The sequence below is a fragment of the Micromonospora sp. L5 genome (assembly GCF_000177655.2).
GTDB classification, from domain to species: Bacteria; Actinomycetota; Actinomycetes; order Mycobacteriales; family Micromonosporaceae; genus Micromonospora; species Micromonospora aurantiaca.
Map to the genome: position 1 here is coordinate 4420580 of NC_014815.1, position 25543 is coordinate 4446122.

22 protein-coding genes and 1 pseudogene are annotated in these 25543 nt (G+C 66.9%); 18 read left to right on the forward strand and 5 right to left on the reverse strand.

Going from position 1 to position 25543, the window contains the following annotated elements:
• The first annotated feature begins 278 nt into the window (after positions 1–278).
• From ML5_RS20800 to ML5_RS20820, 4 genes are all read left to right on the forward strand, one after another.
• Positions 279–521, forward strand: coding sequence for a hypothetical protein (locus tag ML5_RS20800; protein ID WP_201766703.1), 243 nt, complete (start codon positions 279–281; stop codon positions 519–521).
• Between the two features lie 777 nt (positions 522–1298).
• Complete coding sequence (locus tag ML5_RS20810) at positions 1299–3236, forward strand: AAA family ATPase (RefSeq protein WP_013476018.1); 1938 nt, start codon at positions 1299–1301, stop codon at positions 3234–3236.
• Positions 3233–4894 carry a UvrD-helicase domain-containing protein gene (locus ML5_RS20815; RefSeq protein WP_013476019.1) on the forward strand — a complete coding sequence of 554 codons (1662 nt, stop codon included), beginning with the start codon at positions 3233–3235 and terminating at the stop codon, positions 4892–4894. The genes ML5_RS20810 and ML5_RS20815 overlap by 4 nt, the downstream gene beginning before the upstream one ends.
• 697 nt (positions 4895–5591) lie before the next feature.
• Positions 5592–6311 carry a hypothetical protein gene (locus ML5_RS20820; protein ID WP_041784243.1) on the forward strand — a complete coding sequence of 240 codons (720 nt, stop codon included), beginning with the start codon at positions 5592–5594 and terminating at the stop codon, positions 6309–6311.
• 153 nt (positions 6312–6464) lie between these two features.
• Here ML5_RS20820 and ML5_RS20825 read toward each other — a convergent pair whose 3' ends face one another.
• Positions 6465–7340, reverse strand: a complete 876-nt coding sequence (locus tag ML5_RS20825; protein ID WP_013476021.1) for a HEPN/Toprim-associated domain-containing protein — start codon at positions 7338–7340, stop codon at positions 6465–6467.
• Between the two features lie 397 nt (positions 7341–7737).
• Between ML5_RS20825 and ML5_RS32085 the strand changes: the two genes are divergently transcribed.
• Positions 7738–8397, forward strand: coding sequence for a hypothetical protein (locus ML5_RS32085; RefSeq protein WP_143766950.1), 660 nt, complete (start codon positions 7738–7740; stop codon positions 8395–8397).
• Positions 8398–8592: 195 nt separating this feature from the next.
• Here the strand turns inward: ML5_RS32085 and ML5_RS20830 are convergent, their stop codons facing one another.
• Positions 8593–9201: a hypothetical protein gene (locus ML5_RS20830; protein WP_013476022.1), complete on the reverse strand. Its 609-nt coding sequence runs from the start codon at positions 9199–9201 to the stop codon at positions 8593–8595.
• 1148 nt (positions 9202–10349) lie between these two features.
• On the opposite strand from ML5_RS20830, the gene ML5_RS32400 reads away from it, so the two are divergent.
• The 8 genes and pseudogenes from ML5_RS32400 (at position 10350) to ML5_RS20865 (ending at position 18531) form a co-directional block, all read left to right on the forward strand.
• The gene (locus ML5_RS32400; protein ID WP_236619248.1) at positions 10350–10961 is read left to right on the forward strand and encodes a hypothetical protein; all 612 of its coding nucleotides are present in this window, start codon (positions 10350–10352) and stop codon (positions 10959–10961) included.
• 88 nt (positions 10962–11049) lie between these two features.
• The gene (locus ML5_RS20845; protein ID WP_013476024.1) at positions 11050–11772 is read left to right on the forward strand and encodes a tryptophan 2,3-dioxygenase family protein; all 723 of its coding nucleotides are present in this window, start codon (positions 11050–11052) and stop codon (positions 11770–11772) included.
• A gap of 125 nt (positions 11773–11897) precedes the next feature.
• Positions 11898–12926, forward strand: a complete 1029-nt coding sequence (locus ML5_RS20850; protein ID WP_041784599.1) for an aminotransferase class V-fold PLP-dependent enzyme — start codon at positions 11898–11900, stop codon at positions 12924–12926.
• Positions 12923–14152, forward strand: coding sequence for a tryptophan 2,3-dioxygenase family protein (locus tag ML5_RS20855; RefSeq protein ID WP_013476026.1), 1230 nt, complete (start codon positions 12923–12925; stop codon positions 14150–14152). The genes ML5_RS20850 and ML5_RS20855 overlap by 4 nt, the downstream gene beginning before the upstream one ends.
• 39 nt (positions 14153–14191) lie before the next feature.
• Positions 14192–15112, forward strand: a pseudogene (locus tag ML5_RS33290) (nitric oxide synthase oxygenase); the annotation flags it as partial.
• Positions 15113–15374: 262 nt separating this feature from the next.
• Positions 15375–15839 (forward strand): hypothetical protein, encoded by a 465-nt coding sequence (locus ML5_RS20860; RefSeq protein WP_013476027.1) that lies wholly within the window; start codon positions 15375–15377, stop codon positions 15837–15839.
• Between the two features lie 687 nt (positions 15840–16526).
• The gene (locus ML5_RS31605; protein ID WP_013476028.1) at positions 16527–17630 is read left to right on the forward strand and encodes a site-specific integrase; all 1104 of its coding nucleotides are present in this window, start codon (positions 16527–16529) and stop codon (positions 17628–17630) included.
• A gap of 451 nt (positions 17631–18081) precedes the next feature.
• Positions 18082–18531, forward strand: coding sequence for a hypothetical protein (locus ML5_RS20865; protein WP_030500440.1), 450 nt, complete (start codon positions 18082–18084; stop codon positions 18529–18531).
• A 117-nt stretch (positions 18532–18648) separates the two neighbouring features.
• Here ML5_RS20865 and ML5_RS33105 read toward each other — a convergent pair whose 3' ends face one another.
• Entirely contained in the window at positions 18649–18771 is a 123-nt protein-coding gene (locus ML5_RS33105; protein WP_255348684.1) for a hypothetical protein, read from the reverse strand.
• Between the two features lie 1024 nt (positions 18772–19795).
• Positions 19796–19987, reverse strand: a complete 192-nt coding sequence (locus ML5_RS20875) for a hypothetical protein (RefSeq protein WP_030500441.1) — start codon at positions 19985–19987, stop codon at positions 19796–19798.
• Positions 19988–20212: 225 nt separating this feature from the next.
• On the opposite strand from ML5_RS20875, the gene ML5_RS20880 reads away from it, so the two are divergent.
• The 5 genes from ML5_RS20880 to ML5_RS20900 all read left to right on the forward strand — a co-directional run bounded on the left by ML5_RS20880 (position 20213) and on the right by ML5_RS20900 (position 22810).
• Positions 20213–20626: a hypothetical protein gene (locus ML5_RS20880; RefSeq protein ID WP_041784245.1), complete on the forward strand. Its 414-nt coding sequence runs from the start codon at positions 20213–20215 to the stop codon at positions 20624–20626.
• A 96-nt stretch (positions 20627–20722) separates the two neighbouring features.
• On the forward strand, positions 20723–21841 hold the full coding sequence (locus tag ML5_RS20885; protein WP_013476030.1) for a sulfite exporter TauE/SafE family protein: 1119 nt from the start codon (positions 20723–20725) through the stop codon (positions 21839–21841).
• Entirely contained in the window at positions 21838–22056 is a 219-nt protein-coding gene (locus ML5_RS20890; RefSeq protein ID WP_013476031.1) for a heavy-metal-associated domain-containing protein, read from the forward strand. Before ML5_RS20885 ends, ML5_RS20890 begins: the two co-directional genes overlap by 4 nt.
• Positions 22053–22502: a DUF2752 domain-containing protein gene (locus ML5_RS20895; protein WP_013476032.1), complete on the forward strand. Its 450-nt coding sequence runs from the start codon at positions 22053–22055 to the stop codon at positions 22500–22502. The genes ML5_RS20890 and ML5_RS20895 overlap by 4 nt, the downstream gene beginning before the upstream one ends.
• A gap of 86 nt (positions 22503–22588) precedes the next feature.
• Positions 22589–22810, forward strand: a complete 222-nt coding sequence (locus tag ML5_RS20900; RefSeq protein WP_049800110.1) for a hypothetical protein — start codon at positions 22589–22591, stop codon at positions 22808–22810.
• Between the two features lie 282 nt (positions 22811–23092).
• Here ML5_RS20900 and ML5_RS20905 read toward each other — a convergent pair whose 3' ends face one another.
• Complete coding sequence (locus ML5_RS20905; RefSeq protein ID WP_114920892.1) at positions 23093–25480, reverse strand: MMPL family transporter; 2388 nt, start codon at positions 25478–25480, stop codon at positions 23093–23095.
• Positions 25481–25543 lie beyond the last annotated feature (63 nt).

Consider the following 25543-nt stretch of genomic DNA (forward strand, 5'->3'; position numbering starts at 1 on the left):
GCAGGCCGCTGCCCATCGGCAATCGATTCCAATGAGACGCAGCACCGAGTGCCGCCAGCTACAGCGAGACCCGAGCCAGGTCACCTGAACTGGGCACCCGCCGTCGCGTCTACCGCAGTGAGAGGCCAGACGCTGGGGCTACCGATCTCTGCCAATTCCGATAGTTGTGATAACTGACATCGCCAGAGGGGCGGACACACCCGCTGACCGGCCTCCAGCGGAAGGAGCTTGCCGTGCTGCTGTCTCCGCTACGGCCTCGGCAACAGTACGGTGCCGCCGTGGTGCACCCGTGGCCAGAGCCGTTACCCGCGTCCTGGTCCGGACAGCTGGACCGGCCGGAGCCGCTGCGGTACGTGCAGATCGAGCCCACCGTGGTGGCAGAGATCGACGCCGACGTTGCCTTCGAGCACGGCCGCTGGCGGCACCGGGTGAGGTACTCGCGGAACCGGGCCGACCTGTCGGTGTACGACGTACCGCTGCTGCTCGGCGAGGAGGAGGGCTACTTCGGCGACCTGGGGTGAGTATCCGTGGGCCTGCTGATGAGCAGCGAGTGCAGCCGGATCCGCTGCAGCGCGCCTCAAACAGTCGCATGAGCCCGAGCCGCTTGCATCCGCTTCTGTCGAGTTGAGTGCACTCGGTCACGCGATGCCCGTGCACTGCAGCACTCTAAGTTGCCTTTATCCGTGCGCGCCGAACCGGGGGGCCGTCGTGGGTCGTGAGCTTAGGTGAGGCGTCGCACCCGGATCGCTTTCTTCATGCCCTTAACCAGCATCTTCCCGTTGGAGACGGTGGCCTCCGGGCGGTAGGCGTAGTGGTACTCATAGTGATACTCGTCTTGGCGCCAAACGGAGCCATCTGTGAGTTGGACGATGGTGTCGCCTGACCAGCCGTTCCAGCTGCCATCTATGTGAAGCGTCATGTGGCAGAGCATGACAGGCACCTACGACAACCCGGCACTCCAGCTATCCACCCCTGTCGCCGGCGAAGGGCGGTGACGGCTCAACGGGGCGGCGCGTTGCGCGCAGGCTGACGGCTGACCGGCACGGACCCAATCGGACTGGCCACTCTGCCAAAAGGCTATACCCGATCATGCAGGGTGGCTCGGCCCGACTCGGTTGAACGTCCGCCCTCGAGAGCCTCGACCGAATCGGTAGGGCGATCGGGTGATCGAACCGGATGTTTGCGCCTGAAGTTCCACTTTCGGGTGTCTGAATCTGGCTCGGCTGGTGGTTAGGCTACGCGCGACCGAACGGCATGGTGATGCCAGTGCCGCGAGCGAGGAAGGCGAACAAGCGCGGATGAAGATCACGAGATTGCGGCTGAGCAATTTTCAGTCCTTCGGTCCGGAACCGACGGCTATCGATCTCGACGGTCTGACGTATGTTCTCGGCCCTAACGGCTCCGGCAAGACGGCCGCCCTCGAAGCACTGTCGCGGCTGTTCAGTCCGCTGGCTGCCGAGCGCAAGATCCGCCTTGAGGACTTTCATGTGCCAGTCGACCAACGCGCGAGCGAGGTGCAGAGCGGAGAGCCGACACTGTGGCTGGAGGTCGACGTTGAGTGTCCGGAGGCGGGAGCCGATGGCCAGCACGCTTCCGTTCCACCGAACTTTTCGCACATGGCGATCGATACAGCGGATGGGGTCCCGCGCATCCGTGTGCGCCTGACAGCCTCGCTTGCCCCGGACGGTGTCATCGACGAGAAGATCGAGTACGTCTTGGAGGCGGATGAGGCCGGTGAGCCGGCCCGCTGCGCGGACATGTCGCGCTACGACCGCGGACATATTGAAGTGCACTATCTGCCTGCTCGTCGCGACCCGGCCGATCACATCGCGTACACGACGGCCTCACTCATCGGGCGCAGTCTGCGAGCCGCCGACTGGACGACGGAGCGCAAGACACTGAGCGACCTGACTGCTCAGATCACCGCATCGCTCGCTACCAACACCGCGGTAGCCGGCATAGGCGTTCAGTTGACCAACGAGTGGCTCGGCCTCCATCGTGGCACCTACTTCAAGGAACCTTCGATCGCCTTCGGGCGAGGCGAGTTGGAGGGAGTGCTGCGCCAGCTCACCGTGACGTTCTCGCCCTCGCACGACGGGGCGCCGCTGCCCTTTGAGCGGCTGAGCGACGGACAGAAGTCCTTGCTTTACATCTCACTCGTACTTGCCTGGCAGTCCCTGGCCAGACGGGTACTCAACGGCGAGGAGACGTCTCTCGACGCGGACCGCCTGCGTCCTCCGGTGCACACAGTCATCGCTCTCGAGGAACCCGAGAACAGCCTCGCGCCGCAGTATCTCGGTCGGATCATCCGTCAACTGCGCGGGGCCTGCTCGCACGGGGACGTCCAATCGCTCATCGCCACGCATGCGCCCACACTGCTGCGACGAGTCGATCCCCACTCGATCTGCTTTCTGCGGCTGAACGCCGCCCGGGAAACTACCGTCCACCGCATCGTCCTACCCGATGACGACGAATCGGCCGCCAAGTACGTGCGGGAGGCTGTCCAGGCCTACCCCGAGCTCTACTTCTCCCGCTACGTCGTGCTCGGCGAGGGCGACAGCGAGCAGGTGGTCTTGCCCCGAGTCCTGGCGGCCGCCGGCATTGCCGAGGATGACGCATCCGTGTCGGTGGTCCCGCTGGGCGGCCGGCACGTCAATCACTTCTGGCGACTCCTCAACGAGTTGCAGATCCCTTACGCCACACTGCTCGACCTCGACAGCGGCCGTTATCACGGCGGGTGGGGCCGGGTGCGCAATGCCCTGAAACAGATCAACAAAGTTCGGCCAGGAACCTACACGGAAGCACAGCTCAGCAAGCTTCCTAAGTGGGATGATGACCAGGACTTCCCGACACTCGTCGACCCCGGATTCAAAGACGGGCACGGCCCCATCGAGGCACTGGAGCAGCAAGGCGTCTTCTTCTCCCACCCGGTCGACCTCGACCTGATGATGCTGGCGGCATACCCCGACGCCTACGGCGTCGATCCGAAGGCGCCGGATGAGAAAACGATCGTGGCTGTGCTCGGGAAGAGCCACGTGAACGAAACCCGCCTTCCCGACAACGTCCTCGAACTTTTCGACGACTACCACGGCAAGTTCGACCTCGGCAGCAAGCCTGCCACCCACCTAGCCGCTCTTGCCGACCTGAGTGACGAGGAGCTGCTCCAAGAGCTCCCCGACGCGCTCGATCGACTGGTGGAGCACGTGCGCGCGAGTCTTGCCGGGCTGCCGGAATGATCCCACCCGATCAGTGGCACCCAGTTGACGGCCTGACCCTCGAACCGAATGCGATGAAGGCCGCCACGATGTCGAACGAGAACGTGGTTGTCGCCGCCGGGCCAGGAGCGGGGAAGACTGAGCTGCTCGCCCAGCGAGCGGACTTCTTGCTGCGTACCGGGCAGTGCCCCTACCCGCGCCGGATCCTGGCGGTCTCGTTCAAGGTCGACGCCGCCCGCAATTTGCGCGAGCGAGTCCGCCGTCGGTCCGGCTCACAGCTCGCGGCCAGGTTCGACAGCTTCACCTTCCACGCCTTCGCCAAGCGCCTTATCGACAACTTCCGACCCGCGCTTACGGGTCAGAACGCTCTCAACCCGGACTACCGGATCGATCCTGACACCCGTATAGCTCGCGAGCAGATCACTTTTGCTGACCTGGTGCCGCTAGCGCTGGAGATCGTCGAAGCCAACGCTTATGCCCGCGGAGGCATCCGCCAGACATACCGCCACGTCTTCCTCGACGAGTTTCAGGACTGCACCACCCAGCAGTATCGACTGATCAAGGCAGCGTTCGGCCAGTCACCAGCCCTCCTGACAGCCGTCGGTGACACCAAACAGCGGATCATGGTCTGGGCTGGCGCGCTAGACGGTGTACTGCAGACCTTCGCCGAGGACTTCTCCGCCAGGCCGCTTCCGCTCTATCAGAACTTCCGCTCGGCCCCTCGCCTGCGAAGGATGCAGAACCGGATGATCGCACAAATGGACCCCGAAGCAGTCAGCCCCGCCCAGGACCTGGCCGGAGATGACGGCATCATCGAGGTGCTCCACTTTGACACCGAGCACGACGAGGCGCAGGCCGTCGCGGACCTCATCGAAGGCTGGCTCAAGGAAAGCGTAGCGCCGAGCGAGATCGCCATCCTCGTACGTCAGCAGCCGCACTTGGTCGCAGCAGCACTCGGTAGCGAGCTCAGAGGCCGCGGCATTCCATTCCGCAACGAGCAAGAGAGCCAGGACCTCGCCGCAGAGCCAGCAGCTGCACTCGTGTTCAACTTCATCCGGGTCGTCGCCGACGACAGGCAGCCCGACGCCTACGCCGAACTGATGAGGATTGCCAACCGCTTGAGCGCCTCCGAGGAGGAGGCGTCACGGTTCGACAGCCAATTGAAGCGGATGCTCGGCACGGCCCGAGCTGCCGTCCGCGATCCCGCCTTCGAGGCTGAGAAGCCCGGAGCATGGAGCCCTCTCGTCCATGAGTTCCTCCAACTGGTGTCACGACCCGTGCTGACCGCCCTGTTGCCCGGGTACCAGCAGGGCAAACGGCTCGATGACGTCATCGAGCAGGCGCTCGAGGCTTTCGGCAGGGAGCTCGTGGTTGACGGAAACGCCGTTCAAGCGCTCAGACGGCTTTCGGAGGTGGAGGCAATCCGCTTCTTGACCATTCACAAGTGCAAGGGCTTGGAATTCGAGAAAGTCGTGGTCCTCGGAGTGGAGGAGCAACTCTTCTGGGGCAGTAACCTCACTACGATCATGTCCGAGTTTTTCGTCGCGATATCCCGCGCGAAGCACCATCTCGTGCTGACACACGCTAGTTATCGCAAACGACCAGAAGGAACCGCGACGAGATGGGATGAGTGGCGGATTCCACGCCGAGAGCTCTTGAGGTTCTCGCAGGAGGACTAGAGAAATCGGTGGCTCGGCTGCCGTCATTCACTCATTTCCGCTAACCATGCATACCGTAGATCGCGACGCGACGGACGGCTGCGCTCCATCAGATTAGGTCGGGTTATTCCCTGGTAAGGATTTGAGGGATGCCTAGGCGTCGCGCATTCCCCACGAGAAGTTGCTTGTTCGGCTTGTGCAGACAAACTTCACGTGCACTCATGCCGTGTCAGCGCGGCTGTTGTTGCTGCATGTTTGGCGTCAGCAGGCAAGGCGCATTGCGCTCCGACTTGGCCATCCGCCAAGCCTACCTGCTCAGGCAATTCAGCATTCTGCCGCTTATTGGGCCCCGAGTGCATGTCCTAAAAGATCACATGCTGGCTGCGGATCCCACATCTAGAGACTTTGAGACTGCGCTCGTGGCAGGAATCGGCACCTTGCGCTTGTTAATCAAGGAGGTAACTCTTGGCGCTCAGGTGCAAAGATAACTCCACGTTTCTGGACGACAGCGTGACTTGCCAGATGTGTCTACAGTGCGTTCACATCGGCAGTTCAGGATGCCCGAGCGTCGCGAAGCACCGACCACCCGCAGCGAGGGGCGACGCGCGGCTGGCGCGCACGGACGGTGGCATCAGCGTGAAGGCAACCGAAAACCCAGCTCGAGCAGCGGGCAGCCACGACGGGCGGTCAAGCTTTGGTCTGACGATAGATTTTCCCTGTGGCCTTGCCTGTCTTCTATGCGCGCCCGGAGTTCGTGGGCAGCACACTCAGCGTTCCGCCTGCCCTGGCCAGCTGGGACACGGCTGGGTCACCTGGCCAGGTTCGCTCCGTCGCGTTTGCCGCAGACGTCTTGGCGGCCATCGCCCCGAAGTTGCGCGTCACTCCGGATCCGCTCGCGCTGCGCGTGGATATCGGGCTGCCGGACATCGTGCCCCTGCTCGCGCTCAACGACCTCGACAACTACCTGTTTCCGCTCGTCCCGAAGCTGACCAAGGGCACTGGGCGGCAGTTTGCCTCGGTCTGGGCGACCAAGCGGCATGCGGCGAGGTCCGCGGTCGCGGTGTGCCAGACGCAAACTGTCCAGGATCCCGGCGGGGTGTACTCGCTGCAGGTACGCACCACTGCGTCGGCTAGTACCACCGCCTACAAGCGGCAAATCCGCGACCAGATCACCGCCGCTCAACCACTTCCCGATGGCGGTATCGCCCTCCAGCTTGCGTTCGTGGTCGGGCCCCGCCGCGCCTGGCCGAACATCTGGAAGGCCACGATCGACTCGCTGGGCCCAATCTTGGGGCGTGACGCCGGTGCCCGGGAGTGGGACGCACGCGACGGCCGCATCACAGACCTCGGACTGCACTGCGTCATCGACCCCGCCGTGGGCAACCAGGTCACCATAGCGATCCGAGCCTGCCCACTCGGCAAGCAAGCGGCCCGCTGACGAGACGCCGATGCCGCCGCACGACCTGGGCTCGGCACAGCGATCAACGGTCAGGCAGGCGATGCCGTAACGCCACAGGCGCGGGCCTAGCGCACGGTGTGCGGCAAATCAGTATGCTGACCGAGGGATTACGGGCGGAGGGCTGCCATTAGCTTAGGTTAGGCCGGGAATCGGGCTCGGGAGAAGCTTCGCGATTCTTAGAAGGACCTCGATGCTCTCCAAAAGGTTGCCGTCGGACAGGGCATTGTGTGGGTTCTCTGGGTGATGAATCATGTTACGGACGGCACTGGGCAGGGTCGTCATCTGGTGGGTCACCGTGCCGTCCTGATTCATCCGTGAGTAGGGCGTCGATCGGCGGAGCCCGTGCTCTACGAGCCAGTTATCGAACTCCTTCACGGACGTCTTGCCGGCGTAATCCTGCAGGCGTCCAACCATCATCGTGTGGTTAATGATGAGAGTCTGTCGATCGATGTCAGTTAGGTCGTCGAGAGACGCCCATCCGCTGTCGATAAAATCTTGGTGGTGCCACCTTAGTGGAAGTGGGCGATTGTCAACACGATCGGCGAGCACTCGAAGGGTGAGCGCGAAGTCAAGGCCCGCAATGAAGTCTTCAAGCATCGCCTCGTCCCAATCCCACGCAGCGAGCAGGTTCGCCACGAATGCCCGGAAGTCCCAAACGTACGGTGCAAGGTCCGCCGGTGTGAGCGATGCAAAGTCCACGCTGGTAAGAGCGCCTAGAAAGTCCTCGAAGGAGAGACGCAAGTCCGCAGTCCGGTTCCAGCGCGCCACGGCGATGTCGAACTTCGTCCTAGTCTCCTGATGGGAATAGCCGAGATGGCAAAGTCGGAAGTAAGCCTCGTCCAGGGTTGTCTGGAACCCCGGTTTCGTCTCGACGACATCGTAGGCGTACAGGTATTCGACGTCGGTGAGACTCCCTGGGGGGAAGAGCCAGTGGTGGTTATTCCAATGCCGGTTCTGGCCCCAGTCAATGGTGATGCCGTTCAGTGATAGCGTGATCGGAGTACCCATGGCCAAATTCTCGCATCGCTTCTCGATCTCGTCAGGCCTCGGGATGCCGGTCGAGCACCGGAGTGGCGGGCGCCCAGCACAGCATGCTATTGAGCCATGCCGGCCAACGGTCTGAATGCTGTCCACTGTGAACCGGATGCCCGGAAAGTCCGGGAAGCGCCAGGTGGCGGCGTCTGTGTAGAAGGGTGAGAACCTGATAAGAATGTGGCCTCTCAGGGATTCGCACGCAAATCTACCTGGCCTGCGTCCTCTCATCGGCACGTCCGGACACTGGGTGGCCTCGGGAGCAGCCACCGTCTGTGGCACGCGGTCGGCGGCATGACAGTATTGCATTGTTCCGCATCGGTACCATAAGCAGCTAAGTTCTCCGCTTTCAAATATCCCGTGATGAGGTCGCATGAAGGCAGAACAAAATTCGTGGCTGGTTCGCATCGCTATCGTGCTTTTGGGCGCCGCCCTGGTGGCTCTGGTAATATTTACGTTGCTGCGAGGCGGAACTACCACGATTGTTAGCACAAATCCCGACGGTAAAACCACCACAACTACCCAGAGCAATGTTCTCGCCCTGGCTTTGGTGACTGGCCTTATCGCACTGCTGTCCGCAATTATCACTACGACACTTGGTCACTGGTACACGAATACCGTCGAGCGCGAGAAGCGGGTTTCAGAGCTGCGCAAGGAGCACGCAGCTAGAGTTCGCGACCAGATATCTGCCGTTGCGAGAGACATCGCTGCGATGCTCGAGGACGTGCGGCCGCTCCATAAAGCAATTTCGGAAGGAGCAGATCTGGAGGCTGCCGAGCTAAGCGACTTGGGGGCGTCTGCTGTGCGCAAATTCCACAACAGTGCTATGCCACACATTGAAGTATTGGATGACGACTCTCTGCGCCGAGCGGCTAACCAAGTCTTCGAGTTGCGCGGCATCTGGTTCACGGGCAACAGGGAAGCTCTAGTGAATGGCACTCGCCCACCCTCGGGCGATAAGGCGCTAAAAGCGGTGGAAACGTTCTTTGCGAGGGCGCGAACTGTGATCAATGAAGCTGAAGTGGGATCGTAGGAAGAACCCGCTCTGACGCGGCGCGCACTTTCAGATCCGCGCACTGCCACGCGCAGCACCAGCAGCCTTGGCCCTCACGCACCGTTACTTGACTCTCGGCGAGGCCGGCCCGTGCCGGGGCCCGTTATGGCCGTCCCGGTGGAGCCCATCTCGTCCGCCATAGCCACCCGAGGGACCTCGCGGTCATCGGGAGGTTCAGGAAGTGTGACGCCACAGGTCGCGCAGGGGTGCCCAGGAGGAGCCGAGACCCTGTTCCCAGTAGGCGGTCAGGACGCCGGCGACAGGCTGCGCGGGATCGCTCCACCACAGCGCGGCCACTGTCTGTCCGGCGTGCTCTCCGGCGGGCACTCGGTAGGCGTACTCGACGTGAAGCTGCGGAGCGTGGCCGGCGGCCGCCGGGCTGGGTTGCAGCATGCCGGGAGCCAGATGTTGTGACTGCGCCGCCTGGGCCGCATACCGAGCCTGGGCGGCATCCCGATCGGCAATGCTGCGATATGAGATCCAGTAGACGGTGACGATCCCGGCGGTGCACCGGGTACGCGTCTGCTCGCCGTCGCCGCGCTCGGGTCCTCCGCTTTGGGTGTCGCCGGTGCAGTCGCCCATGCGAGTGAGCCAGGGCGCGGCGAACTCGGCCAGCTGCTTCGTCGGGATGTGGCTGCGATTGACGCTGGCCTGACGCTCGGCGAACGGACCTTCGACATCGCCTGTGGGGCGGTCCCTTGGCATCTCCGAGGATGTGGGTGCAAACCAGCTCGCGAAATCGGTGCCGAGCCCGGCACCGGCAAGGAGCACCGCGAGGATCATGGCCACAAGCCGGGCGCGGCTGGTCCTTGGTCGATCACTGTGCGGGATGGCGGCGTGGGCTGGAGTGGAGGCGCCGCCTGCAGGGTGTACGGGAGTGACGGCAGGCGCCCGGCCAGGTGCCCTCGCCGGCACGTCGCCGTGGCCGATGGGCCAGATCGCCTGGTCGGGGCGCTGCCTCGTCACGTTGCCCTCCCTATCTGTGTCGTGAGCGTTAGCCGATCTTGCGTCGGCGGCCGGCAACGACCAGACCTGCGCCGATGAGGACCGCGCCGGATCCGACCGCCGTGATCGATGCGACCCGCGCCCCGGTCACGGGCAACCCTGATCCTTGATCGGCACCGCCAGCGACAACCGCGGCGTCGGACGTCGGGGTGGACGTGTTCGAGACGCTGCTGGACGGCCGCGAGGGCTTGAGCGGGGGCGGGGCCGTCGGCGATTTGCTCGGTTCAGGGAGCGGTGGCGTGGGGGGCTCAGGGCCCGGCGGTGTGGTGGGTTCCGGATCCGGCCCCGGGTCGGTGGGATCGGGCTCCGGCGTCGCGGTGGGATCCGGCGCGGGCGGGCTCATGTCGGCGCTGGTCGCCTCCGCGGTCGCGGCCCTCGTCGCCGCCGCGTCCGGAGCAGGCGTGGCATCGGCGAGTACGGGTGAGGCTGCGACCATCAGGCCGACAGCTGCGCTGGCTGCCGATATTGCCAGGGCATTCCAGGTGCGAATCGATCCAAAATGCACGAGTGATTTCCTCCCCCTCGGAGTGTTGAACTCGGCCTTGACGGAAGGCGCGATGCCCCGCCGTGCCGTGCGGAAGAAAACGTAACTTTCTGCTGTGTCAGCTACCAGCGTGATGCGCGCTGGAGGATTACCTTCTGGCGGACATAATCCCAGGTCAACCGTGCCTACATAGTGTGGTGACTGGACTGGTGAAACCGACTAGTAGTGGCCGGAAACGTAGACACTCCGGTTGGGCGTGTGCTGAATTGATCGCGTTGTTGGCGCAGACCTCACAACGGGGGAGCAGGTCTACGCCCGGAGCCCGCGACATCATCCGCGCGGGCTGCTAGCTCGCACCCCCGGATAGGTGCGTCAAATGAATTTGTCGTCATTTCCCTGCGGCTGTCAGTCGCGTCGTCGCCGACGGACGATTCCCATTGGCTTGACGCTTCGCGCGGCGACCGCAATGTGGGGCCTCGCCGCCGTGGCGCTGGCGGCGTCCGGCTGCACCGGCGCCGCTGAGTCTTCGCCTGCTTCCGGCGCTACCTCCACCGCCATAGCGGGCGCTTCGACGACGCCAGCCGCGCCACCCTCGACCGCGACCCTCTATCGCTCGATTGACGCGCTATGCGCCAAGCTGGACCTGCGCGCCGTCGCCGACATCATTGGGCCGGTAGGGAGCAGGCAGGACACCTCCCGCACGAGCGGCAGCACCGCCAACCTGGCGTGCACCGCCACCGTGGGGCGCCTGCCCAAAGGTGTCGTGATGACGGTGCACGTCGACATCGTGGAGCCTGACTCGGCCCGCCTGATGTATGAGGGCATGCGGCAGGCGCAGCAGGACGCTGGCCCGGTCACCGATCTGACCGGCGTCGGTGCCGCCGCCTACACCTACACGGACGAGTCGACCGGCTTCAACCTGGTCACCTACGACGCGAACCTGTACCTGACGATTGCGGCCGCACCGCTGCGCCTCGGGGCTGCGCTGCCCGGCGACCTGCCCGCCCGGCTGACGGCCGTAGCGACCTCAACCCTGGCCGCCCTGCGCACCTGATCAGGCCGCCGCGACGCGATCCACCGGAGACGCCGATCCCGACAACGCCTCGCCTGCGCATCGGTCCGACCGTCCTTGGAGACTTCCTGTGCCCACAACACCTCTACCCGCTGTTTTACCGGGAGCGGGCGACACCGACTACGCCCGCTACATGCGCATCGACGACCTGCTCTCCTTGCAGAAGGGACCGGGGGAGTGGGTACACCCTGATGAACTGTTGTTCCAAGTCGTGCACCAGAGCAGCGAACTGTGGCTCAAGCTCACCCGCTCACATCTCGCCAGGGCCCTCGCGCACATGACCGCAGATCAACCGTCCGCGGCGGAACTCCTCCTCCGTCGGGCCGCGGAAGCGCTTCGGCTGATCACCGAGCACCTGCGCATCCTGCGGTCACTGCCACCGGCGCAGTTCGCGATCATCCGGGCCGCGCTCGGCAACGGGTCAGGGTTCGAAAGCCCCGGGTGGCGGCTGCTCCGTGAAGCGACCACGGAGCTGGACATCGCGTTCGCCCGGCTGCTGTCCTCGCTGCGCCTCACCCCCGTCGACCTGTATCGGGGACAGCCGTCGGACCCGCTGTACCGGCTCGCCGAGGCGCTGGTGGAGCTGGACGAGCGGATCGCGCTGTGGCGCACCGAGCACTACAGCGTCGCCACCCGTGTCATCGGTCAAGGCGTGCTCGGCACGGGCCGTACCCCGGTTGACAGCCTCACCAAGCTCATCGCCCACCGCCGGTTTCCGACGCTGTGGGAAGCCCGCAGCGAACTCACTGAAGCGTTCTCGCGCGTGGCCTGTCCCCGGCAGGTGCAGCCGTGACCGCCGCGGCACTGACCCGACCCGCGTTGCTCCGGCAGCGGTTGGCCACGCCATCCGGCAGCGCCCACCTGGCGGCGTGCAGCATCGCCCCCCGCACCCTCGACCTGGAACAGGCTGTTGCCCGGATGCTCAACGACCTCTCGCGGCCCGGCTTCTGGCAAGCATGCGAGGAGCAGGTCGCCCGGGCCCGCCAGCTGTTCGCCCGCCTCATCGGCGCCGACGCCGACCAGGTCGCGGTCCTGCCCAACGCCAGCATTGCCGCGCACCAGGCGGCATCCGGCCGCCGGTGGCGACGACGCCGGGAAATCCTCACCACCCGCGCCGAGTTCCCGGGGATCGCGCACATCTGGATGGCCCAACCCGGTGCGCGGGTGCGCTGGTGTGGCACGCCCGACGGAACGGTGCACACCGGCGACTACCTGTCGGCGATCACACCCCGTACCGCGCTGGTGTCAGTGCCCGCCGTCACCTACCGCGAGGCCATCCGCCTCGACATCGCACGTATCGCCGATGCCGCGCACGACACCGGTGCTGCCGTATTCGTTGACGCCTACCAGGCCGCCGGCGTCATCCCCCTCGACGTCGACGCCCTGCGGTGCGACTACCTCGTCACCGGCACCGGAAAATATCTGCTCGGGCTGCCCGGCCTGGCGTTCCTCTACGTCCGGCATCCTGGCGGACAGCCGCCGGCGCTCACCGGCTGGCTCGGCCGCATCGACCCCCATGCCTTTCGCACCACCGTCCTGGACTCGCCACCGCACGCCCGGCGCTACGAGACCGGCACCCCCGCCGCAGCCGCCGTCTACGCCGCCGTCGCCGGCCTGTCCCTGATCGGTGACCTCAACCTGCGGCAGGTACGCCACCACACCCAGCGGCTGATCGCCATGACCGCGCAGCGGCTGGCCGCCCAGGGCGAGGTCGTGCGTCTGGCCGCCGACGTCAACGCGCAAGGCGCCCACCTGGCGCTCATCGAGCCACACGCGGAGGCGATGGCCGCCTGGCTCGGACACCGCGGCGTCATCACCGCGCCCCGTAGAGGTGTCCTGCGCCTGGCCATGCACGCCTACACCACCAACGAGGACATCGACGCCGTATGCGAGGCGATCGCCGCGTACCGGTGCCGCAGCCGCACCCGCCCTGGAGCGGCCCGATGAATCCCGAGCCGCTGCACCGCTGGCTGGCCCACCGCCGGCCCACCACACACCGCTTCCCTTACGACAGTGTCGTCGACGCCTACCTCTACTACGGCAAGCACTTCATCCCCGAGACGTGGACCACGCCGCTGCGCTCGGCCCGTGAGCGACTGCCCGAGGTGTCCGGGCCGCGCGCATACCTGGCCGACTTCCTGGCCGTAGCCCTCGACAAGGTCGACGGCAGGTACGACTACCGCACCTACCTCGCCCTGCCCCTCCTACCCATACCTGACGCGGAGAGCAACGCCGGACCGGCAGACCAGCTGCTGGCCCGCCGCGACCACCTGCACACCTTGCTCCTGACGGACCTCATCTCCTTCGAGCTTCGCGCCCTCGACAGCACCGGGGCGCCGCTGCCCCAGATGCGTCCCGACGCGATGGTGGTGAGGAAACGGGTGCGACATGCGGTGCGTGCCGCTGCTCCCGCTCTGCGCCGGCTCAGCTTCGCACTCCCTGCCGCCGGCGATCCGATGGCGCTGGCCCGCCGTTTGACCGCGCTGACCGCGATCGATCGCACCGCGGGTGACCGGCTGATGCTGCGGACCACGATGCTGCCGGTCGAGCGCGTCCACGACGAGTACCTGTTTATCCGGGTCCTGCAAGCCTTTGAGTCCACCCTCGCACTGCTCGCCGTGGACCTCACCGCGGCCATTACCGCCGTGGACGAAGAACGTCTGCCCGCGGCCGGCGCGCGCCTGTCCTTCGCGGCCTCGCTTCTGCGCGAGACCGCACCGCTGTGGTCGCTGTTGGCCACCATGCAACCGGAGGCGTTCCACGCCTTCCGCGTCTACACCGACGGGGCAAGCGCGATCCAGTCCCGCGCCTACAAGCTGGTCGAATCGCTGTGCCGCATACCCGACCCGCAGCGTCTGCACTCGGCGGCGTACCTGTCCGTGCCCGACGTGTACGCCCGCGTCAGCAACGGACAGCGCAGTCTCGACGACGCCCTGGACGCCATCCGCGCCGACCATCGGGCACTCGCGCAAACGCCCATTCTGGCCGACGGGATGCGGCAGTTCGCCGCCGCCGTGCGCCAATGGCGGCGCACCCACTACCGCCTCGCCGTGCGAATGCTCGGCACCGAACGACCAGGCACCGGCGCCACGCCGGGAACGCCTTACCTCCTCCACGGCCGCGACCAACAGGTCTTCCGCAACCGCGACGCCCACGATCCTGAGGAGCGGTGACCGATGACTGCGCCATCGACCGTGCGCCGACGGGCGGATATGCCCCAGGATCAGCTGCCAGCCCAAGCCCATGCCTTCCTCCGCCAACGGCACAACGAGTTAGGGGTGCCCGGCCTCGCGCGCCGCTGGCGAGAGGTGCGCGTCGAGATTCGCGCGAACGGGACGTGGCGGCCGACCTACGACGAGCTGGCCTACGCGGCGCGGGTGGCCTGGCGCAACTCCGGCCGCTGCATCGGCCGGCTGCGTTGGCCCAGCCTCATCGTTCGCGACCGCCGCCACATCACCACCCTGCAAGAGGTGCGGCGAGAACTGGCCGCTCACCTCGACGAGGCCACCAACGGCGGACGGATCCGCTCCGTCATCACCGTCCTCGCACCCGCCACACACACCGGCCCGCCCCCGGTGCGCATCATCAGCCCGCAGTTGGCCCGCTACGCGGCCTGGCAGAGCAGAGACGGCGTCCTCGGTGACCCCACCAACGTGGCCTTGACCCACCTGGCCACCTACCTCGGCTGGTCAGGACCCACTCGGCGTGGCCTGTTCGACATCCTGCCCTGGATCGCCGCCACCAACGACGGGAGACTGCACCTGCTACCGGCCGAGCCGGCGCACATCCTCGAAGTGCCGATCCACCACCCCGATCATCCGTGGATCGCTGACCTCGGACTGCGCTGGCCCGCCGTACCCGTCATCAGCAAGATGGCGCTCCACTTCGGTGGCCTGCAGTTCCCTGCTCCGTTCAGCGGCACCTTCATGGCCTCAGAGATCGCCACCCGCAACCTCGCCGACGCCCACCGCTACCACCAACTCCCCGCCATCATCGCAGGCCTGGGCCTCGACGACCGTGACCGGCTGCGCGCCGACAAGGCTCTGCTCACCCTCCACGAAGCCGTGCTGCACAGCTTCGAAACGGCGGGCGTGTCCATCACCGACCACCACCGCGAAAGCCGGGCCTTTGCCCGCTTCGTGCAGCGCGAGGAAGCAGCCGGCCGCGTCGTGGTCGGTGACTGGAGCTGGCTCAACTCCTACCCGAGGACTCCTCAGGCCCCTCCTGGAGCCGCTACTACCACCCCGGCCAACCCACCCCGGCCCTTGTCGCGGACCCGTACTGCCTCGCCCTCACCGCCGGCCGCCCCAGGCCCGGCCACGAACCCTCACCGCGTCAGCGCGCCGACGTCCCCCCGGCCGCTGCCGCCACACCCAACCACTCAAGGGAGGACACATGTCCACACGCACACCCGCCAGACCCCACCGGCGACTGACGCGCCTGGCCGCGGCAGCCGTCACCCTGATGGCCGTCACCGCCGGCCTCGTCGGTGTCTCCGGGCCCGCCCAGGCTTCCGGCTGCCGCGCCGCACCGTACAGCGCGAAATTCGGGGCCGCCGACTACTTCATGCAGTACGACGGCGTCGAAGTCATCAGCTACCCCAGGTACCCCAGCTACTACCGCACCACCAGCCAGTGCCGCGATATCCAGGTCCGCAACACCGGCGACGGCGTGGACTTCGGCCCCTTCTACGCCTGCGTCAACTTCTACGGACGTGCCACCTGCAACAACTGGACCTACGTGCCCGTCGGCCAATGGCGCAATCTCGCGACCAACGTCAAGGACGGCACCAAGTTCTACGTCTGGGTCCGCATCGACATGGGCAGGTACTACGGATTCAGAGCCGTCGGCGACTGGTGATCGAGCCTGGGGCCCGCGGTTGCGCGGGCCCCAAGCTCCGCACCGCTAGTAGTCGCCAATTGGAACGCGTTGCATCGATGCGATGAGACCTGAGAGCTCGGCTCCCGAGCAGGTCACCTACATCCTAGGACGCCTAGCGGATGTGATCTTCTCGGAAGCGGCAAATTTGGGGCCGAGGTCGCCGAGAACCAGATTCTATGAACTAGATGTGCGGGGAGCCGGAGCAGTGGCTTTTGCGAATGCAGCATCCGGAGTTGACGAGGGCGCGAGGCTATCGGCCAAGGCGCCAACATCATTGCTGGCAGCCATCGGTCTCCCGGCCCCTCGGAGACGTAGATCCGCGAATGGTGGCCATTGGCAATACCGTCTCAGTGTCATGGACGCGCGAGGGCGGCTTGCCGATCGAGCCCCGGTTCGCGCCATGGGGTGGACCCCGGGCGACTGGCTGAACGGCAAAGTGGGGGATGGCTTCATCATAATCGAGCGCGGCGAGGACGGGACTTGTCTGGTTACAGCACAGGGACACCTCCGCGTACTCTCTGCGATCAGGCATTCGGCCGAGCTGTCCGCCGGTGAACGATTCTTGGTGATAGCGCGGAGGAAGGAAGGAGCGGTCATCCTTTGCACCATGGATCTTGTGGAGTCTGCGCTCGCAGCTTTCATGCGCAGTGACTCAGGTGGTGTTACATGACCGGCCCGTTGCCGAATGGACTAACCAATCAAGAGGTAGCCGCCCTGCGGTCGATTCTTGCGCGGATTCCCAATGAAAGGTCGCCTGGGCCGTCGGCAATCGGCGAAGCGACGGGAGTCCCGACCTTTCGCGACTACATCCAGCGTGTATCGGTGGCCGTTGCTCCAGGCTCCCGCCGACTTTACGAGAGCTACTGGAAGCGAATCGACCAGTGCTGGGGCGAGCGCCAACTGAACGACCCGACACCATCCGAAATCTCGGCGCTTGTAGAGCAGATCCGCGCGAGTGCAGTCGTGCGGAGTAACTCACGCGGGGGTCGATCTGCGGCTGAACACACGGTCTCTGCCCTTCGCTGCCTCTATGCATTCGCGGTCGCCGACGGCTTGATTGCCGAGGCCGAAGATCCAGCTCGACGGGTGGCGAAGCCCCGAAGGCTGCCGAGTAATCGGCATGCCCTAACGGAACGTCAGCTTGCGCAGATTGTGGAACACGCAGTGAGTACGGGAAATGATCCGCACCTAGACTCCCTCATTCTGCGACTTCACATCGAAACAGCCTGCCGGCGGGGTGGAGCGCTCGGTCTGGACCGAGCGGACCTGGACCTCGACAACTGCTGCATTCGGCTCACCGAGAAGGGCGGGACAGTTCGCTGGCAGCCCGTCTCGCCTTCTATGCTGCGTATGCTTGTCCGGCACTACGAAGAGCGCCGGAACAACGGCGGCGATACGCACCTGCTCAGCTACCGGTCGGGCGCTCCGTTGACGAGCCGTCGCTACGATCATCTCTGGCAGCGATTGGGGCGTCGCCTCCCTTGGGTCCAAGCCCAGCAGGTATCGACACATTGGCTACGCCATACCACGTTGACCTGGGTTGAACGGAATTTCGGATATGCCATCGCAAGAGCATATGCCGGGCATAGCGGCAGGTCGGACGCCGGTGTGACAAGCACCTACGTCAAGGCAGACATTTATGATGTGGCACGGGCGCTATCTTCACTTTCAGGCGAGCCGCATCCGCTTGTTGCCGAGGAACAGGCGATACCTTGGCCGGAGCGCATGCTAGCCGTGCCCGAGGGCGAGGATGAGGTCATGGCGCCGTAGCTGAGTTAGAGCCGGACGACTTCGAAGCCGAGCTGTCCCCAGCCGCAGGTCTGGCGGATGAGGAGCCCGTCCTCCCGGCAGGGAGGCTGGCACTGACTCCGCCACCGCTCTTTCAGCTCCTGCTCAGCCTGTTCAAGATCCGCCAGCCAGGACTGTTCCTCGGCGTACCGCACCCGCGCCTGTTGTCAGCGAGCCTCCTGCCTACCTGACCATCGTGCGTTTGGAGCCACATGCCGTACGCCGGCGTGGATGCCGACCTCGCAGGCTTGCCCTGGTGGGCGGCTGGCCTAACCGGCGAGGCAGGTGATGCTCCAGGGCGCCATCCAATCCCTCTCCGGCCAGACCGATGACAGCGGCTGCTCTCCCCAAAGCCCTGCTTCGATCGCATCCGCACGCGGACTGGACCGGCCGGTGGCCAGCGCACGCGGAGGCCCGCGAGTTCGGCTGGCACGTGCGGTGGGACTTGGAGGGGCGGAAGTTCGTGCGCTGCGCCCCCGACGTGGAGGGCTCCGGGCCGGACCTGTCGCGGCTGTACGAGCACGCGCGGTGGGACCAGGCGGCGCGGCGCTGGGTGCGGCGCCGGGCGGTGCTGTTCTCGCGGGCGGTGCGCGGCGGCCGGGCCACCCTGGAGGAGCTGACGAAGGCGGCGCAGCGCTGGCGCGCCGAGCAGGGCTACGAGGTGGTCGGCGAGCACGCCGGCACCCGCGGCTGGCGGGAGGCCGTCGCCGACATCGAGGACGGCGTGGCCGACCTGGTGGTGGTGCCGTCGGTGGAGCGGCTGGGGTTCGGCAAGCAAGTGTTCGAGCGGATCGCAGCGGCATACGCGGCGGGCGGCGATGTCGCCGGCCCCGGTGTGCAGATCAACGGGAACGGCCGGATCGTCGGCGCCTCAACCAGCTAATCCGCTGAGGGGACCAGCGGCGCGAGCTAGGCCGCTCAGCGGACCAGCCGGCCGCCGAGCCGGCAGCAACGGGGACGGCCCCCGCACCGGATGATCCGGTGCGGGGGCCGTAAGGGTTCAGCGGTACTGCCGGCGCTCGCGTTGCAGCATGACGAACGTGGCCAGGGCCAACCCGACCGGTGTGGCCGACTCGGGCACCAGGTGCGTGCCGACGCCGACGGCGGCTGCGAACAGCCCCATCAGCAGCGTGCTGTACGGGATCCCCGGCTCGCCGAGCGCACCCTGCGGTATTACCTGGGGTGAACCCTTGTGGATTACCTGGGGTACCCCGTGCTGCACTTCTGCTGCATAAGCCCGTAGTCTGGGCATTGCGTTGACTCCTTCCGCCCGCACGGCGTTGGTGTTGCGCTTCGACGGGCGCCCGGGGTCCAGCCGGGTGCCCGTCCTTCGTTTGCGCCGGGATCGGTCGACCACGGCACGCGTCCGGGTCCTTCAAGTGGCTCCACGCGATGAGCTTTACCTGGGGGTCATCGAAGTACCGGACTCCTAGGCACTCTAGTGCGCCGACGGGACATTCCCCGTGTCGGACCACCTGTTCGTACGCCTGTGCGGCGGGAGTGCTGAGAACGGGGTGGACGGCCTGTGCCGCAACGGGATCGAGGCTGCCAGGGGTGCTGGGTGGCGGCAAGGATTTCACAGTTTCGCCACCCGCTAAGAGCTGGAACGTGCAGCTCTCCTACAACGCGTAGCCGTTTCACCGGTCCTGGAAATGGGGCGGCGGGCAGGCGACGAGGCTGGTGAAGAGGTCGCCGAACTACCAGGAAGTTCGCCTGGGCGGTCGAGTGCCACGGGCGGACCGGCCGAGGACCTGGAAGCCGTAGCAGATGCCGAAGACCGGCACGGGGTGCGGGTCGAGATGAGTTCGGCGAAGCCGACCCAGTTGCCGACTTTGGGCAGCCCCGAGGACACCGGCCCGATCGTCGACGAGATGGGGGTGGACTCGTTATTCGGGGGTTGGCGAGGTCCTGCATCTCGTACTCGTCGGTCAGGCGCGGCGTGGCGTGTCGCAGCCGTCGCCGATGGCCGGTGGAGGGCACCTATTCGACTTCTGCGCTATTCGTCGATCTTGGCATTCTCGGTGGCATGCAGCCGGCACTACTAGGTATCGCCGGCTTGAGCCCAGCCGGGCATGGAGCGAGATATCGGATCGCACGGCTGCCCGAATGGTGCCGACGTGTGCTGACGGATCGGGACAGGGGAGGGATCACCAGAACACTGCTCGCCGCTGGGCTGGCCATCGCGTCGGTCGCGGCGCATGGGCGTCCGGGGCCAGCTGCCAGCCCTGCGCCGTCAGCTCGCGCACCTCCGACAGCTGCTCTGGCTCCAACCCGTCCGCGTCCGTGTCGGCGGCCGGGTTTGGGGGCTCGTCGATGCCCCAGCCGTAGGCGCTGTCCATTTCCGCAGCGTACGACCGCAGGCGACGGGTGCCTCAGAAGTCGGGCTTGGGTCGGCTGTTGAGGTAGACCGTCCAGACCAAGTCACGACTCGGACATTCGGGGTGCTCACAGCTGTCACCTCCCATGTCACCCTCACCATTCCTGCTCACACCGGACTCACCTACGCCTGCTGGGATCCGCCGTGCTGCCGGAGGCCGCCGCGAAGCCCCGTTTATGCTTGTCGGGTGCCTGCGGTGATCCAGACCCAGCCCGGCCGGCCGGTCCGGCTGGCGCGGTTGTGGCTGGTCGCCGCGGTCCTGGTGGCTGTGGGGTGGATGCACGGCCTGCAGTGCAGCGACGGCATGGCCATGGTCACCGCCATGCCCGCCGGCGGCGTGCACCTCACCATGGACTCGTCGATGGGCCACGATGGCCCGACGATCACCACCAGCGATGAGAACCCGCCGTCCGGGCTGGGCGGCGAGTTGCTGGGCGCGTGTCTGGCGCTGCTGGTCGGCGTGGTCGGCGCGATGCTGCTCGACCGACACCCGGCCCGCCCTCTCATCGCGCTAGTGCTGGCCGCCGCCCGCTCACAGCATCGCGCCCGGATTCGGGTGCGGGCGCCCACGCTGGCACAACTCTGCCTTCTGCGCACGTAGGAGAAGTCTGCCCATCGCACCTGGTCGCCGCTGCGCGCCCAGGGCGATGTTCTGGCGTGCTCGCTTCTCTCGTTCGCTCAGAAAGGCCCACTATCAATGAATCTTGTCCCTGTTCTGCTCACCGGACTGTTGGCGGGCGGGGTGTCCTGCGCCGCCGTCCAGGGCGGCCTGCTCGCGGGCCTGGTCGCCCGGCAACGCGCCACGGTTCCTGCCGGCCCGGCGTCGCCGCAGGTCCGCCCCCGCCCAGGCAGCCCCGCTTCCGCGCCCACCCGACCGGCCCGGGTGTTGCTGGCCGATGACCTCGCCCCGGTCGGCGGGTTCCTGGCCGGCAAGCTGACCTCCCATGCGCTGCTCGGCGCGGTTCTCGGCGCGCTGGGCGGTGCGGCGCAGCTGTCCCTGCACGTGCGCACGATGGCGCAGCTCGCCGCGGGCGTCCTGGTGATCGCTTTCGGGCTGGCCCAACTCGGCGTGCCCGGTTTCAAGGGCCTGGTCATCGAGCCGCCGACGGCGTGGACCCGGTTCGTGCGCGGCCGGGCCCGCTCCGGCTCGATCTTCGCGCCGGCCCTGCTCGGCGTGGCATCGGTGCTGATTCCGTGCGGGGTCACCCTCTCGGTGATGGCGTTGGCGATCACGTCCGGTTCCGCTTTGGCTGGGGCGGCGACGATGGCGGTGTTCGTGGCCGGCACCGGCCCGCTGTTCGCGGTACTCGGCTACGCGGCGGCGGCGGCCCGGCGGGCGGCCGGGGCGTGGCGGCGCCGCCTCGCCCTCGCCACCGGACTGGTCGTGCTCGCCATGGGCCTGTACACGTTCAACGGCGGGCTGGAGATGTCCGGTTCGCCGGTGGCGGCCAGCCAGCTCGCCGCCGCGGCGGGGTTCGGGCCGGCGCCCGTCACCGCCGCCGCAGTTGCCGCCGACGCACCGCCGGTGTCAATGGTCGACGGCAGGCAGGTCGTGGTGATCACCGCGACGACCGGCGCGTACGCGCCGGGCAACATCGCCGTGCGGGCCGGTGTACCCACCACCCTGGTGGTACGGGCACACAACGCCGAGGGTTGCGTCCGCGCGTTCGTCATCCCGTCCATGGGTGAGCAGTGGATCCTGCCGGTCAATGGAGATACCAGCATCGACCTGGGTACCCCCGGGGCCGGCACGTTGCGCTACACGTGCGGGATGGGCATGTACACCGGCAAGCTGACCATCAGCGAGCAGTCATGAGCAGGTACACGTTCTCCGTGACCGGCATGCACTGCACCAGCTGCGGGCTGCTCATCGACGAAACTCTCGAAGACCTGCCCGGGGTCACCCGTTCGCAAACCAGCGTGCGGGCCGGCCGGACGGTGGTCGACCTCGACGAAGCGTTGTGTGCCCCGGCGCAGGTCGCCGCCGCCATCACCGCTGTCGGCTACCCCGCCCAGCCGGAGGTGTCATGAACACCATCACGGTGCCCCGCCCGGCCGGGGCGGTCCGGTACACGCCGCTGGCGGTGTGGGTGATGCTGGCCGGCGCCACCGCATACGTGCTGGCCTTCAACCCCACCGACCGGCTCGCCGATCCGACCGGGCCGTGCGTGTGGCACGCCTTGTTCGGCATCGACGGACCCGGCTGCGGCGGCACCCGCATGTACTGGTATCTGGTCCACGGCAACCTGATCCAAGCCGCCCGGCACCACCTGGCCGCCTGGGCCGCCACGCCGTTCGTGCTGTACGCCCTCGTCGCCTGGACCGCCAGCTGGACATTCGGCCGGCGGCTACCTCAGCTACGGATACCACGCTCGGCCTACGTCACCTACCTCGCCTTCTTCCTCCTGTATTCGGTGGTTCTGCGCAACCTGCCCTGGGCCCCCTTCACCTGGTTCTATGTACCCGACCTCGTGTAGGCGACGGCCTGACCGGTCCGCCCGACGGTGTCGACAGACGCGCGCCGGGTAGTACCGGTCAGGCCCGTGGCGGGAGGTGAGGCCAGGTGATGGACGGCATGGCCGGCATGGTCATATACATGCTGATCTGGGGTGTGCTCGGACTCGCCCTGATAGCACTGGTCGTGGTGGGCGTGGTCTGGCTGGTCCGGTCAATGTCAGGTACCCGGGCGGATGCGGCTGAGCAGGAGCTGCGCCGCAGGTACGCGGCCGGCCAAATCGATGCCGAAGAGTTTCGCCGCCGCCAGGAGGAACTGCGCCGTCCGTAAGAGTCGGCGGCTGAGCGGTGAGGCGCCGCCTGGACTCCTCCCCTCCCGCGCCGCGACCGAGGAGACTGTGGGACCGGCACAACCGAGGGCTGGCAGCAAGCACTGAACACCCTCGCCATGTACTACGGCGAGCGCGCCCCCACCAGAGGATGAGAAGGCGATCACCGCATCCCACACAAGGTTCCGGACAGCCTCCCGCCCTGCCCGGGACGTGCCCGGGCAGGGCGCCCGTGAGGTTCAATGTCGATGCAGGCCCTTGGCTTAGCCGGGTTGGAGGCCAGGTCAGTGCCGGATTCGGAGCCGGGTGTGTAGGCGGTGTAGCCGTTTCGGCGCCCACCAGTTGGCGGAGCCGAGGAGCCTCATGAGGGCGGGGACGAGGAGGGCGCGGATGATGAAGGCGTCGACGAGGACGGCGAGGGTGAGTCCGCCGCCGAGGACCTTGAGGTAGGTGATGCCGGAGGTGGCGAGGGCGGCGAGGACGATGGCGATGAGCAGTGCGGCGGCGGTGACGAGCCGGCCGGTGCGTTGTAGGCCGGTGGCGATGGCGGTGGTGGTGTCGCCGCTGTGGTCGTATTCCTCTTTGATGCGGGAGATGAGGAAGACCTCGTAGTCCATGGCGAGGCCGTAGGCGACGCAGAACATCAGGACGGGTGCGGTGACGTCGATCCAGCCGGTGGGGGTGAAGTCGCCGAGCAGGTTGCGGAGGTTGCCGTCCTGGAAGACGTAGACCAGCGCGCCGAACGTGGCGGTGAGGCTGATGGTCGACAAGACGATGGCCTGGACGGGGATCAGCAGGGACCCGGTGAGGGCGAACAGCAGCACCGCGGTGGTGATGATGACGATCCCGAGCGCCCATGGTAGTCGGTCCGCGATGGCGTCGCGGGTGTCGACCAGGGTGGCGGCGGGGCCGGTGACCAGGGCGGGTGCGGGTGCGGGCAGGTCGCGGATCTGTCGGACGAGGCGGGTCCCGCTGCCGGAGGTCGGTTCGACGTCGGTGACGGCGGACAGCCAGGTGGAGCCGTCGGCGGCGCGGAACCGTGCCGATGCGGGCGTTGGTGGGGCGAGGATCTGTCCGTTGCTGTAGCTGCCGAGGGCGGTGTCGACCCGGGTGACGTGGGGCAGTGCGGACACGGTTGTGGCGTAGGCGTCTAGTTGCGGATCGTCGACGGGGTTGTCGAGGACGATCGCGGTGGCGGTCGTCTCCTGCGTGTCGAAGCGGGTGCGTAGTTTTTCGGAGGCTTGGTAGCCGGGTGCGTCTTTCGGCAGGACCCGGTGGTCGTTGATGCCGAATTCGACCTGGGTGAACGGGGCGGCGAGGGCGGCGAGCACGGTGACGGTGGTGAGGGTGACCACGACGGGCCGGCGCATCACCGCGGTGGCGAGGCGGTGCCACCGGTCATCGGCCGGACGTTGAGGTGTGCGGCGGCGTCGTAGCCGTGGGCGCAGATTGAGGGCGTTGATGCGTGGTCCGGCCAGCGCGAGCAGGGCGGGCAGGACCAGTAGCGTCGCGGCGGCGGTGAGGGTGGAGACGGCGATGCCGGCGTAGGCGAAGGAGCGCAGGAAGTAGCCGGGGAAGACCAGTAGCGCCGACAGGGCCAGGGCAACGGTGATCGCGGAGAACAGGATCGTGCGCCCGGCGGTGCGCATCGCCGCCTCGATCGCGTCGGCGACGGCCTGGCCGGCGGCGAGTTCCTCGCGGTAGCGGGTGATGAGGAACAGGCTGTAGTCGATGGCCAGGCCGAGACCGAGGGCGGTGGCGAGGTTCAGGGAGAACACCGACACGTCGGTGACGGTGGTGATGGCCCACAGCGCGGCGAGGGTGCCGAGGATGGACAGCACCCCGATCAGCAGTGGCAGGGTGGCGGCGACGGCGCTGCCGAACACCAGCACCAGGACGAGCAGGGTCAGCGGCGCGGTGAGCAGTTCGGCGCGGGTGAGGTCGGTTTCGGCTTGGGCATCGACCTCCCGGTCCAGCTGCGCCGATCCGGTCACCTGGACGGCCAGCGGGCCGTTGTCGGCGCCGAGGTGGCGAAGGACCCGGGCGGCCGTTGCTTCGGCGGCCTCGTCGTCGCCGGCCATGCGCAGCAGGAGCAGACCGATCCGCCCGTCGGAGGACCGTAGCGCAGACGGTCGGCCCGGGGACCAGTAGGAGTCCACGCCCGCCACACCCTCCACGGTGGCGATCTGGTCGGTCAGGGCGGTGCCGGCGGCGACCGCCTCGGGATCGTCGACCGTGCTGTCGGCCTCTGCGAGCAGGACCAGTTGTGGCTCGCCGGCGTCGAACCGGTCGGCGAGGATCTGTTGCGCCCGCTCGGATGGCGCGTGCGGGTCGGTCAGCCCCCCGGAGCCCATCCGGTCACCGGCGGAAGCGCCGATCACCCCGCTCAGCAGCGCCGCCGCCAGCGCCACCACGAGTACGACGACCGGGTGGCGGATGGACAGGCGCGCCAGCCTCGCGAGCATCCCAGCCGGACGCCGGTTGGCGGGCGGTGACGGTGGTGACGGCGTGGCGGCGATGTTGACGTTCATGTCGCTCAGCATCGCCAGGTTGCCAGCGGCCGGCTTGAACAGATCCGCTACCGCCCTAACCTGCCCGTGGGCAGCGAAGGTGTGCGCGTTGGGGGCTGCCCAGCGGGTGCCGCGTGACTGCGGACGAGAGGTGCCTGCCATCCCTGGATTATCGGCTGGCGGCGATGATAACGTGCTGAGCCGAATAACCGCGAGCGGGCGATG

What these genes read in the sequence shown, in the direction of transcription:
- ML5_RS20855 (WP_013476026.1), top strand. Translation starts at nt 12,923, where the DNA reads ATGAATCCCGAGCCGCTGCACCGCTGGCTGGCCCACCGCCGGCCCACC.
- ML5_RS20850 (WP_041784599.1), top strand. Translation starts at nt 11,898, where the DNA reads ATGCTCAACGACCTCTCGCGGCCCGGCTTCTGGCAAGCATGCGAGGAG.
- ML5_RS20875 (WP_030500441.1), bottom strand. Translation starts at nt 19,987, where the DNA reads ATGGACAGCGCCTACGGCTGGGGCATCGACGAGCCCCCAAACCCGGCC.
- ML5_RS31605 (WP_013476028.1), top strand. Translation starts at nt 16,527, where the DNA reads ATGACCGGCCCGTTGCCGAATGGACTAACCAATCAAGAGGTAGCCGCC.
- ML5_RS20815 (WP_013476019.1), top strand. Translation starts at nt 3,233, where the DNA reads ATGATCCCACCCGATCAGTGGCACCCAGTTGACGGCCTGACCCTCGAA.
- ML5_RS20895 (WP_013476032.1), top strand. Translation starts at nt 22,053, where the DNA reads ATGAACACCATCACGGTGCCCCGCCCGGCCGGGGCGGTCCGGTACACG.
- ML5_RS20860 (WP_013476027.1), top strand. Translation starts at nt 15,375, where the DNA reads ATGTCCACACGCACACCCGCCAGACCCCACCGGCGACTGACGCGCCTG.
- ML5_RS20885 (WP_013476030.1), top strand. Translation starts at nt 20,723, where the DNA reads ATGAATCTTGTCCCTGTTCTGCTCACCGGACTGTTGGCGGGCGGGGTG.
- ML5_RS20825 (WP_013476021.1), bottom strand. Translation starts at nt 7,340, where the DNA reads ATGGGTACTCCGATCACGCTATCACTGAACGGCATCACCATTGACTGG.
- ML5_RS20830 (WP_013476022.1), bottom strand. Translation starts at nt 9,201, where the DNA reads ATGATCCTCGCGGTGCTCCTTGCCGGTGCCGGGCTCGGCACCGATTTC.
- ML5_RS20905 (WP_114920892.1), bottom strand. Translation starts at nt 25,480, where the DNA reads ATGGCAGGCACCTCTCGTCCGCAGTCACGCGGCACCCGCTGGGCAGCC.
- ML5_RS20890 (WP_013476031.1), top strand. Translation starts at nt 21,838, where the DNA reads ATGAGCAGGTACACGTTCTCCGTGACCGGCATGCACTGCACCAGCTGC.
- ML5_RS32085 (WP_143766950.1), top strand. Translation starts at nt 7,738, where the DNA reads ATGAAGGCAGAACAAAATTCGTGGCTGGTTCGCATCGCTATCGTGCTT.
- ML5_RS33105 (WP_255348684.1), bottom strand. Translation starts at nt 18,771, where the DNA reads ATGGGGCTGTTCGCAGCCGCCGTCGGCGTCGGCACGCACCTGGTGCCC.
- ML5_RS20810 (WP_013476018.1), top strand. Translation starts at nt 1,299, where the DNA reads ATGAAGATCACGAGATTGCGGCTGAGCAATTTTCAGTCCTTCGGTCCG.